Here is a 15155-nt window from a genome sequence, read left to right on the forward strand (position 1 = left end):
CGCGCCAACATAGGCCGAACCATGCCAACACCAAGCATTTCACGGAAAACTTCATGTCTGTATTTACCCGCGCGCTGCGGAGGGCCACCTTCGCTGCGCTCGTCCTCGTCGCTTCGCCACTGACCCTCGCACAAACCCCGCCAGCCCCGCCGCCCGTCTCGGCCTTCTTTGGCAACGCGCCATTCGGCGACGCCAGGCTCTCCCCGAGCGGCCGCCATCTGGCCGTGCGCGCCAGCGCCCCGGGCAAGCGCGACTTTTTGACGGTCATCGACCTGGACACCAACAACGCCAGGATCGTCGCCCATTACAACGACGCCGATGTCCGCAATTTCTACTGGATCAACGACCGGCGCCTGGTGTTCGACACGCATGACAAAGGCGTCGGTCCGGGCGACCAGCGTTTCATGCCCGGCATGTACGCGGTCGACTTCGACGGCGGCCGTTTCGTTGAACTGGCCAGCCGTAACTTCGTCAACAGCAGCACCGGCACGCGCATCGCGCGCCGGCTGCTGCCACCGTGGAGCCAGATGGCCGGCAACACCCCGTGGGTTGACTCGGATGACACCTACGCGCTGGCGGCGGTCGGCGACACCCGTAGTGAACTGAGCCATGTCGACCTGCTGCAAGTAAACACCGTGTCGGGCCAGTACAAGACAGTACCGCGCCCTGGCGCCACGCGTGGCTGGCTGCTCGATCACAAGGGCGAACCGCGCCTGGCGATCACCTACAAGGACCTGACCACGACGCTGCAGTATCTCGACCCGGCCACCGGTAAATGGCGCGAACTGACCAGTTTCCCGACCTTCAAGGAAACCGCCGCGACGATCGAACCGGTGGCCTTCGGGCCGACCGGCACGCTGTTCGTGACGGCGCGCGGCAAGGCCGGAACAACCGCCATGCACACGTTCGATGTGAACACCGGCAAGCTCGATCCGCAGCCGCTGCTGTCGGCGCCCGGCTACGATATCGACGGTGAGCTGGTGATCAACCGCGACAAGGTGCTGGGCATGCAGTTCCGTACCGATGCGGTATCGAATGAATGGTTCGACGCCGGCATGAAGGCGATCCAGCAGGACGTTGACAAGCTGCTCCCGACGACGGTCAACCTGATGTCGGTGCCGGCCCGGGGTGACTCGCCGCTGCTCGTGGTCACCGCCTATTCGGACGTGGTCGCACCGGTGTTTTTCTTGTACAACAGCAAAACCAAATCGCTGAACAAGGTCGGCGAAGCGCGGCCAGGCATCGATCCGACGCAGATGGGACGGCAGCAGTTCCTGCGCTACAAGGCGCGCGACGGCCTGGACATCCCTGCCCTGCTCACCCTGCCGCCGGGCGCCAGGCGCACCGGCCTGCCGCTGGTGGTGATGGTCCATGGCGGCCCCTGGGTGCGCGGCAAATCCTGGGGCTGGGCCGCCGACTCGCAATTTCTGGCCACGCGCGGCTACGCCGTGCTCGAACCAGAATTTCGTGGCAGTACGGGTTTCGGGTCCAGGCATGAACGTGCCGGCTACAAGCAATGGGGCCTGGCCATGCAGAACGACATCGCCGACGGTGTACGCTGGGCTGTCGACAAGGGGCTGGTCGACCCCAAGCGCGTCTGCATCGCTGGCGCCAGTTATGGCGGCTATTCGACGCTGATGGGACTCGTCAATGATCCGGACGTGTTCCGCTGCGGTATCAGCTTTGTCGGCGTGACCGACATTGGCCTGCTATTCGACAATGGCGCGCATTTCAGCAGCGACACGTCACGCGACGTGAAGAAGCACACCCTGCCGGAACGGATCGGCGACCCGGTCAAGGATGCCGACCAGTTCAAGGCCACGTCACCGCTGCAGCAGGCGGCGCGCATCACCCAGCCGCTGCTGCTGGCCTACGGCGGCGTCGACCAGCGCGTGCCGATCAACCATGGCACCGCGCTGCGCAACGCCGTCATGCGCACCAACAAGCAGGTGGAATGGGTCGAGTATCCCGAAGAGGGTCACGGCTGGGCACTGGAAAAGAACCGCATCGATTTCTGGGGGCGGGTCGAGAAGTTCCTCGACAAGAATATCGGTAGCGGAGCGGTGCGCTGACATCGCGGTGCTTGACTAGAGCACCACGACCAGGTCGATTTTAAGTCCCGGGATCCCGTCCGGCGCATACACCGCCAGCACGCCTGCCTCGAGTGCCTTGTCGTACAAGGGATTTTTGGTGGACAGCGAAAAATAGTAGGTGTTGGGCCGCACCGGGATCGCCGGGGGCACTTGCGGCATGTGCGCGATCGGCACGCCTGGCAACGCTGACCCGACGATGCTTTCCATATTCTCGGGCGCAGCGACCTTGAGCCGGATCGGTACCGTCGCCACCAGATCAAGGCCCGCCATATCGGCAGTAATCGCAAGATAAAGCTGGCTTTGTTTCGTGACCTTGGCCGGATCCAGGATCGCCTGCGAGAACGTGCGCCGGCTCTTGTCGGCCACAAACGGGATGATGAGATAGTTGGTGCCGATCGCCGTATCGACCAGATCGCGCAGCAACGCGTCGAGCTCGGCGAATGCCTCGCCCATCGCCTCGTGGCGGTAGGCGGGCAGGTCGGCTGTTTTGTAGCGATCGGAAAACGTCATCAGTCCACCGGCGGCGGCGAGCATCTGCCGGAACATCACTTCGGGATGAAACCCGGGCGACCTGGCGCAGTGCATCAGCAGCGCATTGGCCGTGCTCAGGATGTTGAGCATCCACCACGACGAGATATCGCCCGCGCCGGCTTCGTACATGCTGTTGTTCGTCATGCGGTGCGTGCGCTGGAGCGATTCGATCTTCGTCGTGATCACACTGCTCAGGCCATCGAGCATGCGCACCAGGCCTGGCGCTGCGCCCACCGTGACGCTCGGCGGGATGAACTCCGGCACCAGCTCGAAGCCCCCTTCCGCTACCCGCCGCAGCCGCACCACCGGGATGCTGGCACGCGCCCCATGCGGCTCGGCCTGCAGCAACAGCCGCACCTGCTTTTTAAGGAAAGGCACCTCGATCGCCAGCGCATCACTGAACAGGTCAGTGGTATCCAGGTCGCAGCGCACGTAGCGGCTGTTGTCGTCGGCATTGCCCCCATGCGGCTTGACCACGGCAAGGGCTGCGTAGAACGTGAATGATTCTTCCTCTGGCGGCAAGCGTGTGAGATCAACCGGCTCGGGCAGCAGGTCGGCGCCGGGCGCTTCGACGATGTCTCCGTCGGGATAGATGAGCGACATCGTGTTCGCGCTCAGGCGGTTGTGTCCCAATCCGTCCACATTCCACGTCACCTTGCACACACCCCAACAGTACGGATTGAGGGCCGAAGCGATGCGCTGGAGCCGGGTTTCGTGATAGAGATCCTGACGCTGAAAGTGCTGCGGGCCCAGCGTCAAGCCTTCCGACCACAGGACCTTCGATGTTGCGCTCATGGTTTCTCCCGTTGAAGTTTCGCTGGACACATTCTCGGAAGGATGGCGTTGTGCCTGAAGCGCGATATTGATTTCGCGCAGCCAGGCAGCGTATCGATCAACCAGTGCATTCCCTTGTGGCGGCGCAACATTGCTGAGATTCACGATCCGACAATGGCTCCCTTGGGTGTTGTCCGGCTTTGACGAGAGGAACGCGATGCGCGGCTTTACTTCCGGTCTGTTCGACCGCCTGGACGACACCGGTGAGCCCCCATCGGGTAATCGGCGCGACGCCCGCGCGCGCGCTGTCGAGCATGCGCTGCGCAGCGTCACGCGTGACCTGCAGGCGTTGCTCAATACCCGCTGCGGCGTGCACCAGGCGTCGTTCAGCCCGCTCCCGGCGGTATCGGGCTCCATCCTGAACTACGGCCTGATCGACTTCGCCGGCATGTGCATGAACAGCGATACGGACCAGCAGGAAATCTGCAAGGCCGTCCAGCTGGCCATCCAGCGCCATGAACCCCGGCTGCACAAGGTCTTTGTGTCACTCCGGGGCGCCAAGAGCGCCAGGGGCACCATCAACCGCGTGGAATTCGTGATCACTGCGCAGCTGAAACATGCGTCGATGCCCGAGGCGATGTCGTTCAATGCGGTATTTCGCCCCTCGCTCCAGCAGTATTCGATCGAAGGTGCCAAGTAGAGGGCGCAAGCGCCGATCCCATGGACGAATTGTTGACAAAGTACGAGCGCGAACTCGTCATTCTCAGGTCACTGTGCAGGGAATATGCCCAGCGCTATCCCAAGGTTGCCGCCAGGCTGCAAATGGGTGGCGATACCTGCGACGATCCGCATGTCGAACGCCTGATCCAGAGCACGGCCCTGCTCAGCGCGCGCGTGTCGAAGCGACTGGACGATTCGTATCCCGAATTTACTGAAGCCCTGCTCAACCTGCTCTATCCCCACTACCTGCGCCCCTTTCCGTCGTGCGCAATCGTGCGCGTTTCCAGTACACTCGATCGCCCGGACACGATCCCCGCCATGCCGCGCGGGACGTTGCTGGAATCAAAGCCAGTCCACGGCGTGGCATGCCGCTTCAAGACCATCCACGACGTCAAACCATCGCCTGTCGCACTGGGCGCCGCAAGTTTCGAAACCGTCATTCAGGCGCCGGTCGCAACACGCCTGCCGGACGACGTTACATCGTCGCTGACGCTGACATTCGGCGCCGCCGGATGGGGCCCGCTGCCGGCGCCGGACACAGCGACCGTGCTGCGCGTGTATGCCGATGGCGATGCCTCGTTCTGCGCCACGCTGCGCGATGCCCTCTTCATGCACACGGTGGCGGCGTACGTGCAGATTAACGAGGACGGCCCGTGGGAACGGTTACCCTGCATACCGATCGCACCGGCTGGCTTTGCCACCGACGATGCCCTTATTCCGTTCGACGCCCGCTCGCATGGGGCTTACCGCATTCTTGCCGAGTATTTCGCCTTTCCCGAGAAGTTCAATTTTTTCGACATCGATATTGCCGTGCTGCTGGCACGCGTATCTGCCGGCTGCGCCAGTGTCACGTTACGTCTGGGCCTTGCCGGCATCCGCCCCGACGCCGACAAGGCGCGCATGCTCGCCGGCCTGTCGACACAGCATCTGGTGCAAGGTTGCACGCCCGTCGTCAATCTGTTCCAGCAGCCTGGCGTGCCAATTACGTACGACCAGCGCGCGGCCGACTATACCCTTCTGGCGCACGCCAATTTTCCGCAGGCATATGAGGTGTATTCGGTCGATGCGGTGCACCTGGTGCGCCAGAACGGCAACGACACGTCGACCATGGCATTCCAGCCGTTCTATGCGCTTCGGCACGGCGCACAATACGCCAGCGAGCAAGGACGCTACTGGTTCCTGCGGCACGACGAGACGCTTGCCTTGTGCAGTCCGGGCCATGAAAAATCGATCACGCTCGTCGGCGCCGATTGCGACCCGTTCGAGATCGAACGAAATATCCTGTCGGTTGAACTGAGCTGCACCAACCGCGATCTGCCCTGCTCACTGGCCATCGGTGCGCCTGAAGGTGACCTGTTCATCCCTGGCGCAACACGCAACGCAGCGATCCGCATGGTGCGCAGGCCAACCCGCCCTGCCCGCTTGACGAATGACGCAGGCATGCACTGGCGCCTGATCTCGCACCTGGCGCTGAACCATCACTCCTTGATGGACGACGGCGTGCACGGCCTGCGCGAAATGCTGTCCCTGTACGACCTGGCCTCGTCGTCCGTCTCGCGGCGGCAAATCCGCGGCATCATCGCGCTCGACCAGCAGGACACCACGGCCTGGATCAGGCACAGGAACGGCACATCGCTGGTGCACGGCCTTGAAGTGCGCATCACGCTCGACGAAGAAGCCTATGCCGGCGCCGGCCTGCACCTGTTCGTCCAGGTGCTGCACCAGTTCTTCGCGCTGTACGTTCACCTGAACAGCTTCGTCGAACTCGTCGCCCTCTCGCATCAAAGCGGAAAGGAGCTGATCCGATGCGCCCCACGAAGCGGAAGCATGAGCCTGCTGTAATGGCCCTACTCCTGGCTGAACCATACCGGTTCAGCTTCACCCAGCTGGTCAGCATCCTGCTACGCGCGCTGCAGCGCCATGGCATCGGCCGCGAGCGCGCCTTGCGCACCGTGCTCTCGTTTCGCAACAGCCTGTCGCTGTCGTTTCCTGCCAGCGAAGTCGAAGCGCTCGACGTCGAGCCGGCAACACAAGATCCACTTGGCGCGCTGCGCTCGGGAACATTGCGCCGCGTCCGGATTACGCCTGCATTCATCGGCCTGCTCGGCGCCAGTGGCACCCTGCCGGTGCACGATACCGAACGGATCGCAGCGCGCAAGTCGCTTGGGGACGATGCCAGCCAGCGCGAACTGCTCGATGTCATGTCGACCCGGTTGATCGGCTTGTTTTATGAAGCGTCGGTCAAGTACCGGGTCGAACACGACCTGGCCATTGGCGACGGGGACCGGTTGCTGCCGATGATGACTGCCTTGGCAGGCACGTGCCCGCCACGGGCCGCAAGCGCCGGGCAACCCGTCAGGCACGTCAGACCGGACACTGCAGCCTGTTTCGCCGGGCTGCTGCGCACCCGCCCGGTGGCGGCCGGCACAGTCGAACAGGTGTTGAGCAGCTACTTCAACGTGCCGGTCAGACTCGAACAATTTGTTGGCTGCTGGGATCCGGTTCCCGAAAACCGGCGCAGCACATTGGGCGTCACCAAGCCCGTGCTCGGCATCAGTACGGTGCTGGGCACGCGCCTGTGGCGGCATGACATCTGCGCGCGTCTGCATGTCGGGCCACTGGACGAAGCGCAAGCACGCAGTTTTCTTCCCGGTGGCACGGCGCTGGCGGCATTGCGGGAAATGACAAGGATGTTTGCGGTGCCGACCTTGCACTACGGACTGCGGTTACTGCTTGCACCGCCTGCCATCAAGCAGCTTACCTTGAGCACGAGGACGCCGTCGCCTCAGCTTGGATGGAATACGTTTCTTACCGCGACACCAGGCGTTACGGATCGTCCCGACGTCCGGTTGATGCTGCAGGCCCCGATGACTCGAAAAAGAGACAGACAGGAACACGGTGACGTGGCTTAAAAAACGGCGTTGATGCCAGTCAATTGAGGCTGCGTGACAGCGGGCTAACGTGGTCGCTGACCATGTCGATTATTTCAACTGCGGCCGTGCAGCGGCCATCGGGAGCAACGCAATGGGCGAGAGCCAGACCATCGCAGCCGGCGCCGCACTATCGGCATTTCGCGGTAACTCGCAACACAACCGGCTGATGCGACTGGACTTTCCTTTCGAGGACGGCCCGCCCGCCATTTTGCTGCCAAACAAGCTGGTCGCACACGAGGAAGTCTCACGCGGATTCCGGTTCGAGGTCGACGTCCTGTCGGACGACCCGCGCATTCCGCTCAAGATGCTGATGGGCCGGCTGGTCACGATTTCGCTGGTACGCCAGGACGGTTCTCTGCGTTACTTCAACGGGTACATCACGCAGCTGTCTTTCTTGCGCGCCGATGGCGGCTTTGCCTTTTACCGGATGGTGCTCGAGCCCTGGCTTGCCTTCGCGCGACTGCGCAAGGACAACGTGTCGTTCCATGGCAAGAGCGTGCAGCAAATCACCGAAGAAACGCTCAAGCACTACCGCCAGGCCGAGTGGCACATGCATGTGTTTGAAGAAGATCCGCCACTGACCGTTGCCAATAAATATAACGAGACCGACTACAACCACCTGCACCGCCGTTGGGAAGCGCGGGGCATGCATTACTGGTACGAACACCGCTTTGATGGTCACAAGCTCATGCTCTCCGACAAGAGCTTCCATAACGAGCCGGTCGATGCCACCAGCTATGACGACGTGGACGTTATTGCGTTTCATGACAAAAGCGGCTCGCTCGAAGATGACGGCATTCACCTGTGGAGTGCGAGCCGGCGCCTCGGCTCCGGCACGACCACGCTGGCCAGCGTCGACTACAAGAATCCCGGCGCACAGCACGCCACCGGCTATTCCGCCAACCGGCAAGGCGACATATTCGCCTACGAAGTGTACGAAGACAGCGGCGCCTACGGCTTTCGCATGCGCAGCGATGGCGAACGGCTCGCAACGCAGCGCATGGTGGAGCAGGACAAGGATACGCAGACGTTCGATGCCACCAGCAATGCCCGCAGTGTCCAGCCCGGGCGCACCTTCAAACTCGGCGGGCATTTCAGCGCCGAGCCGCGCTCGATGGACTACGACCCCGAACCGCGCCGCAGCATTGGTGACCGCAGTTACCTGATCCTGTCCGTCGAGCACGAAGCTACCAACAACTACCAGGCCGGCGCGGGCGCCCCGTCGCACTACGAAAACCGGTTCACCTGCATCAACAGGGACATCCGCTGGCGGCCGGGTCGCGACTTCAACAGCGAGCCAGGCGCCTACATGGGCTTGCACACGGCGACGGTCGTCGGTCCGGCTGGCGCCGACATCCACACCGATGGCTTCGGCCGGGTCAAGCTGCAATTTCACTGGGACCGGCTGGGCCAGCACGACGAAAATAGCTCGCCATGGATTCGGGTGCTGAGCCCGGCTGCGGGGAAGGAGTTTGGCCACATCCGCCTGCCGCGCGTTGGCGAAGAAGTCGCTGTTGTCTATCTGAACGGGAACATCGACCATCCACTGATACTGGGCGCGCTGTACAACGGCACGCACATGCCGCCATGGGCGCTGCCGGCGCAATCGGCCCTGGCAGGCTTGCGCAGCCGCGAGTTCGGCGGTGGTGCACGCGGCAATCACCTGGTGCTGGATGACACGAAGGAGATGATCCAGGCACAGCTGAAAAGCGATCACCAGTGCAGTCAGCTTTCGCTCGGGCATATCACGCGGATCGAGGACAACGCCGGGCGCAAGGATGCGCGCGGGGAAGGCTGGGAACTGCGTACGGACGGACATGGCGTCGCACGGGCAGCCAAAGGGCTGTTGATCACGACCGAGGCAAGGCAGGCGGCGCGTGGGGCGATCAAGGATATGGATGAGACGGCGCGCCGGCTCACGCTCGCTACCGAACAGCATCAATTTCTGGCGGAGATCGCGCAAAAGAACGGTACCCAAGAGCCTGTCGACAATCAGAACGACGTTGCCGCACTCCTGCAAGCGCAAACCGATGCGGTGCAGGGGGCAGGATCAAAGGCTGGCAGCTTCCCGGAACTGGGTAAACCGCATCTGGTTCTGGCAAGCCCCGTTGGCATCGCCACGACGACAGCCGGCGACACGCACATCGCCAGTGACCGCCATACCGCCTTCACATCCGGAAAAAGTCTGTCGCTGGCTGCCGGTACGCATTTCTTTGCCAGCATCCGCCAAAGCTTCCGGCTGTTTGTCCAGAAGGCCGGCATGAAAATGGTCGCTGCCGCTGGCGACATCGATCTGCAGGCGCTGACAGACAATATCAAGCTTCTGGCAAAACTGGACATCACGCAGACGGCCAATCGGATCACGGTCACCGCCAAGGAAGAAGTCGTCATCAACGGTGGAGGCAGCTATGTCAAATTCACTGCTGGCGGCATTGAGCATGGCACTAATGGGACGTTTGTCGCGCACGCTGTGAATCACAGTCTGCTCAGCGCAAAGAACATGGCGATGGCGGTCAATATGCCGCCGGTGGCCGATGTCTTGCGCAATGGGAGCGGCACTCTGAACATCGGTAGCCATGCCGAGACCGCCGGGCGCATCAGTGCCGGGCTGCCCTTCAAGCTGTTCAAGAACGGCGCATTGGTCGAGCAGGGACAGTTCGATGCCAAGGGAAATATCGGGTTCGCACACGAACTCGATGCCATGGCGAACTACAAGGTTGAGCTTCCAACTGGCCCGTCCTTTGACATCGCGCCCGGTGATCACGCCGAACAGCATGAAATCAATGCGGGCGTGGGATACCACGGCTACGAGAATCCTGGCGGACTTCTGCCCGAAGACGTCGTGTCTTCAGAACAGGATCGCATCGATGCCAGTCCCTTGACAGGCGAGAAGCCTTGATGCGGTCTTTCATAGCAGCCCTATCCAAAGAGGATCCCAATGGGAATGGACGAGAATGCAGGACTGTATACGCAGAAGCTCAGCTACAACAAGACAATGGGGCCGTACCAATGCCTGTCCAAACCCTGGTGGATACGGACTGGCAAACACGCAATATACCCGCCGCGCCACGCATGCTGCCTTGAGGCGCTCGTCTGTGGCGAAGAGGTATTTCGCAGCATACAGACCGACCTTCTGGCAGCACAGCACAGCGTAGATATCATCACCTGGGGATTTGATCCGGGCATGGTGCTGGTTCGCACTGGCGCAGGCGAAACCGGCCTACGCTACGGAGACCTGCTCAAGCGGATTGCGACACGCAAGGACAACCCGGTCATGGTTCGTCTTCTTTTATGGAACGACGACGTCGCCTCGCACTTAATGGCCAAGAACAACCCCGGCTATTACGGGGGCCGTATCCCGACTATCAAAGGCTATGCCGGTTTTTTCGGCGAACTGCGCGAACGCTATAACTGCGAGTGGTTCAAGGACATCATCGGGGGTAAGGTAGCGAATATTGTGCTGCAGGGGCGTGAAGTCGCATTGAAATGTCGCGGCCCTGCGCTCGAAGGAGAAAACTATAAAAGCAGCGCCAAGGGCATGCTCGGATCCGCCTATCCGACACACCACCAGAAGTCGCTGCTGATCGACTACGAAACGCCGGCGAGGGCCGTTGGTTACGTGATGGGTCATAACTCGACGACCGACTTTTGGGACACGATCGAGCATCGCTTCCACGACCCGAATCGTGAAGTACTCTTCAATAAAAATCCGGCCGAAGCGATCAGCCAGTATGCGGCCACGATCGATGAAGCCCACGATCGTTACGAACAAATGGCTTATTCCGCCACCCCTTTTCAACCGGGACTCAGGCGGGCCGGGCGCATGGCTAAATTCGCGGAACAGCACGCCCTTGTCGCCAAACCCTACCAAGATGTATCGCTGCGCGTGTGCGGTCCCGTCCTCTACGACCTGAATCACAATTTCTGCACTGGCTGGGCCGAAACCGGGTCGGTGAAATCGACCTTCAGCACGGCCTTGGGCCTGACCCCAATTGGCCTTGCAGTCAAGGCGACACAGGCCATTGTCGGGGCGATCGTCACCGCAGCGCCGCGCCTGCCCGATCCGGCGCAGAGCAGGAAGCACATCAAGGCAGCCGAATTCATCGTGCGCGGCGCTCGCCACAGTGCGCAGCTCCTGCGCACCTACCCGGCCACGAAAGAAAAAGCGATCAAGGAATGCTATGCAAATCTGAATCGGCTCACCGAGCACTACCTTTTCATCCAGAACCAGTACGTCCAATATGAAGACTGGGCCACCCATCTGACCGAGTGCGCCGACAAGCTACGTAACGCCGGCTATCTCAAGCCGATCTACGTGTTTATCGTGACCTCGACGCCAGAGTCGGATGGCATGGATCTGGCGACCTACGACATCGCCTTGCGGCTTGGGAGCAGTGAGAAGATGAAGGTGGAGCACAAGGAAACCGTGGCACAGGCAATGCGGGGCAAGACCACGATGCCGATAACCGCCGACGCATTGGCTGAGAGAGGTATCCGTGTCCTGATGGCGTCGATGTGGAGCGGTGCCGCCAAGCCGACGTCAATTGCCGACTACGAGGAAACCTATATCCACGCCAAGGTAGCGATCGTCGATGACGCTGCTTTCACGGTCGGGTCGGCCAACCTGAACGTGCGCAGCATGGCATTGGACAGTGAGCTGAACATACTCAGTCAGGCCATGGATGTTGCTTTCGACTTACGCCGGAAACTCTTCAAACAATGCGCTGACGATGAAGGGCCGGTGCAGTTCGGAGATATGAATAAGACGTTCGAAAAATGGCTTGATCTAATGGCGAAGAATACCAAGGCGATGTCGAATTGCTCGCCTTTATCTGGCCAGATTGCTAATTTTCAAGTCAACAGAGAACCCGGCTGGCCAGTGATCTGATATGCATCTGACACGTCGCCGCTGGATTTACACCATCGTCGTGCTGATCGCCGTCGCGACCGGCGCTTATTTCTTGCAACGACATTTGGAGTACGTGAAGATGCATACCATTCCCGCCGGCTTGCGCGCGTTCGATATCAATGATCCGATCCCTACCTGCGGCCGCTGGAAAGACACGATGCCGAAGGCTCGAGATGCTAATGCCTATCGACTCTATATCAATGCCCGCAAATTATGGCGCAGTAAAATTGCTTGGCAACTGACACATGAAGAATTTCTTATCATTTTTCACGCTGTGCAGACGGCGGCAAACCAGGGGGATTGGGGAGCGCGCGCCTTGTTGGCGCACTTCTACCGATCTGGCCTCGGTCCTCTCAAATCCAACCACACGCTGGATATCGACCTCGACAAATCGGTCGCAATTATCCGCAACGCTGTCGCGGCAGGCCAGGCTTGGGGTTACTACGATCTCGGTGTCGCTCACGAGCATGGCTACGGACGCGCGGTACACGATGGGAAAATCGCGTGGGCGTACTACCTGAAAGCTGCAGAGCTTGGCAGCCCAGAGGCCCAGATGGCATTGGCAGGAGCCTACCTGAAGGCACAGCTTCGCGATGCTGAGCATACGATGGTGATGTGCGCATATAAACAGGGTCACGGCCCTGCGGCATACGATCTTGGAATCTCAGCTGAGCTTCAAAAAAACTTCAAGCTGGCGCTGGAATATCACCAGGCGGGAACAAGATTCGGTAGCAAGAATTCCGCAGTATCACTGCGGATGATGTTTGACATCAGGGAATGGGACCTACGCGACAAACAGGATCAGGCTGCCTTTAAAGAGTTGCAAATTCTTCCGGATCCGGAACGCGAGTATCGGTACGACCAGCTCGCCGACGCGCTCGACCTCAACCCAGATCTAAAACTTACGCGATTGGATCAGGTGCTGCCATTGCCCCCTGCCGAACTGCCCGCATGGCAGAGCATCAATGACGCGATCGAGCCGGAGCCGGACGGCCCCCCGACCTACTGACATCAACGACTTCAAGGAGAACGACGTGTCCCTGAAAATCATCACCGTCGGCGACAAGACCGATCACGGCGGAACCGTCATCAGCGGCGCGCCCAACCAGAATATTCATGGTCGCGCGGTCGCAAGGCTTGGAGATAAAGTCGACTGTCCACAGTTCTACCCCGGAGGAAAACCGCACGGCATCAACAAAATCATTACCGCCTGTAATACCGTCACGATTAACGGCGTACCTGTTGCTGTCGAAGGGTGCACAACAGAATGCGGATGCAAGCTGATCGGCAGCCAGCCCGCCAGCGTCGGTTAGCGATCCTGCATCGATGTTTGAAATGCCTGCGACAGGATTACGCGCCGTCGGCGTTTGAGGTATTGATCATCCCGTGCTGCCGCAGCCAGACCAACACCTTCTCCACCCCATCATCAACCGAAGCCGCAGCACTATCAACAACCACCTCAGGCGCCTGAGGCGCCTCATACGGCGATGAAACCCCAGTAAACTCCGCCAACTGCCCTGCCCGCGCCCGCCGGTACAACCCTTTCGGATCGCGCGCCTCGCACACCGCCAGCGGGCAGCGGCAATACACCTCGATGAACTGCGGCGCCGGCACCAGCGCGCGCACGCGGGCGCGGTCTGCGCGCATGGGCGAAATGGCCGAGACGATCACGATCTGGCCGGCCTGGCAAAACAGGTGCGCCACTTCGCCGATGCGGCGAATGTTTTCGGAACGTTCAGGGAGAGAAAAACCGAGATCGGCGCACAGGCCGCTGCGGACCTTGTCGCCATCGAGCGCGAATACCTGGCAGCCCAGGTCAAACAGCGTGCGTTGGAGTGCGTCGGCCAGCGTGGTCTTGCCAGCGCCGGACAGGCCGGTGATCCAGACCACGGCGCCGCCGTGGCCGGCCCGCTGGCGCCGTTCCTCGTCGCGAATGGACATGGAAGGCGCCAGGGATGTCATCGAGGTTAGACGACGATGGTTTGCGCTTCGCCGTCGGCGCGGGCGCGGATTTCGCCGATGCGGTAGACGGTCTCGCCAGCCGCTTCGAGCTGGGCGAAGGCGGCGTCGGCGTTCTCTTTCGAGACGATGACGGTCATGCCGATGCCGCAGTTGAACACGCGGTGCATTTCGGCGTCAGCCACGCCGCCGTGCTGCTGCAGCCACTGGAACAGCGGCGGCATCGTCCACGACGAACCATCCAGCACGGCCGTCAGGTGATCCTGCAGCACGCGTGGGATGTTCTCGACCAGGCCGCCACCGGTGATGTGGACCAGGCCCTTGACTTCCATCGACGCCATCAGCGCCAGCAGCGGCTTGACGTACAGGCGGGTTGGCGCCATCAGCACGTCGGCCAGCTTGCGGCCGTGGAAGTCGCCGTCGAGGTCGGGCTTGGCGACTTCGATGATCTTGCGCACCAGCGAGTAGCCGTTGGAGTGGATGCCCGACGAGGCCAGGCCCAGCACCACGTCGCCCGGGACGATCTTGCTGCCGTCGATGATCTGCGACTTTTCGACGGCGCCGACGGCGAAGCCGGCCAGGTCGTATTCGCCGTCCGGGTACATGCCCGGCATTTCGGCAGTTTCGCCGCCCAGCAGCGCGCAGCCCGACTGTTCGCAGCCCAGGGCGATGCCCTTGACCACGGCGGTGGCGGTGGCCACGTCCAGCTTGCCGCAGGCGAAGTAGTCGAGGAAGAACAGCGGCTCGGCGCCCTGGACCAGGATGTCGTTGACGCTCATGGCCACCAGGTCGATGCCGACCGTGTCGTGGCGGTTCAGCTCGAACGCCAGGCGCAGCTTGGTGCCCACGCCGTCGGTGCCCGAGACCAGGACCGGCTCCTTGAACTTCTTGCTGATTTCGAACAGACCGCCGAAGCCGCCGATGCCGCCCAGTACGCCCTCACGCATGGTGCGCTTGGCAAGTGGCTTGATCGCTTCGACCAGCGCGTCGCCGGCATCGATATCAACACCCGCATCGCGGTAGGAGAGAGAAACATTAGATGGTTGGTTCATGGTATTTGGCAGCGGAGGCGGTAAAATAGGAGGCGACCGGCGAAACTGGTCAATCCACTATTTTAGCAAAACGGCTTCCCCTGTATTCCTTTTATAGGCCGATCACTGCCGTTTAACGTACATAACAACGAAAACTTATCCTTACTGGCATGCCCATTCCTCCATCTTCCGGCATGAATCGGCC

General features: G+C 61.2%; 11 protein-coding genes. 8 read left to right on the top strand and 3 right to left on the bottom strand.

Going from position 1 to position 15155, the window contains the following annotated elements; all coding sequences use genetic code 11:
• The first annotated feature begins 53 nt into the window (after positions 1–53).
• Positions 54–2072 carry an alpha/beta hydrolase family protein gene (locus AC1MGT_RS09030; protein ID WP_499503904.1) on the top strand — a complete coding sequence of 673 codons (2019 nt, stop codon included), beginning with the start codon at positions 54–56 and terminating at the stop codon, positions 2070–2072.
• Positions 2073–2087: 15 nt separating this feature from the next.
• On the opposite strand, the gene tssK is transcribed toward AC1MGT_RS09030, so the two are convergent.
• Entirely contained in the window at positions 2088–3419 is a 1332-nt protein-coding gene (tssK, locus tag AC1MGT_RS09035; protein ID WP_499503905.1) for a type VI secretion system baseplate subunit TssK, read from the bottom strand.
• Between the two features lie 196 nt (positions 3420–3615).
• On the opposite strand from tssK, the gene tssE reads away from it, so the two are divergent.
• The 7 genes from tssE (at position 3616) to AC1MGT_RS09070 (ending at position 13273) form a co-directional block, all read left to right on the top strand.
• The gene (gene tssE, locus AC1MGT_RS09040; protein ID WP_499503906.1) at positions 3616–4098 is read left to right on the top strand and encodes a type VI secretion system baseplate subunit TssE; all 483 of its coding nucleotides are present in this window, start codon (positions 3616–3618) and stop codon (positions 4096–4098) included.
• A 20-nt stretch (positions 4099–4118) separates the two neighbouring features.
• Positions 4119–5960 (top strand): type VI secretion system baseplate subunit TssF, encoded by a 1842-nt coding sequence (gene tssF / locus AC1MGT_RS09045; protein ID WP_499503907.1) that lies wholly within the window; start codon positions 4119–4121, stop codon positions 5958–5960.
• Positions 5960–7030, top strand: a complete 1071-nt coding sequence (tssG, locus tag AC1MGT_RS09050) for a type VI secretion system baseplate subunit TssG (protein ID WP_499503908.1) — start codon at positions 5960–5962, stop codon at positions 7028–7030. Before tssF ends, tssG begins: the two co-directional genes overlap by 1 nt.
• Positions 7031–7142: 112 nt before the next feature.
• The gene (locus AC1MGT_RS09055) at positions 7143–9950 is read left to right on the top strand and encodes a type VI secretion system Vgr family protein (RefSeq protein WP_499503909.1); all 2808 of its coding nucleotides are present in this window, start codon (positions 7143–7145) and stop codon (positions 9948–9950) included.
• Positions 9951–9995: 45 nt separating this feature from the next.
• On the top strand, positions 9996–11939 hold the full coding sequence (locus tag AC1MGT_RS09060) for a phospholipase D-like domain-containing protein (protein ID WP_499503910.1): 1944 nt from the start codon (positions 9996–9998) through the stop codon (positions 11937–11939).
• 1 nt (position 11940) lies between these two features.
• Positions 11941–12969: an SEL1-like repeat protein gene (locus tag AC1MGT_RS09065; RefSeq protein ID WP_499503911.1), complete on the top strand. Its 1029-nt coding sequence runs from the start codon at positions 11941–11943 to the stop codon at positions 12967–12969.
• Positions 12970–12994: 25 nt separating this feature from the next.
• A complete protein-coding gene (locus AC1MGT_RS09070) occupies positions 12995–13273 on the top strand; it encodes a PAAR domain-containing protein (RefSeq protein WP_499503912.1) in 279 nt (92 codons plus the stop codon).
• 37 nt (positions 13274–13310) lie between these two features.
• Here AC1MGT_RS09070 and cysC read toward each other — a convergent pair whose 3' ends face one another.
• Positions 13311–13901 (bottom strand): adenylyl-sulfate kinase, encoded by a 591-nt coding sequence (cysC, locus tag AC1MGT_RS09075; RefSeq protein WP_499503913.1) that lies wholly within the window; start codon positions 13899–13901, stop codon positions 13311–13313.
• Between the two features lie 26 nt (positions 13902–13927).
• The gene (purM, locus tag AC1MGT_RS09080) at positions 13928–14971 is read right to left on the bottom strand and encodes a phosphoribosylformylglycinamidine cyclo-ligase (RefSeq protein ID WP_258835832.1); all 1044 of its coding nucleotides are present in this window, start codon (positions 14969–14971) and stop codon (positions 13928–13930) included.
• Positions 14972–15155: the final 184 nt, after the last annotated feature.

It is taken from the genome of Telluria sp. BA11 (assembly GCF_056680305.1).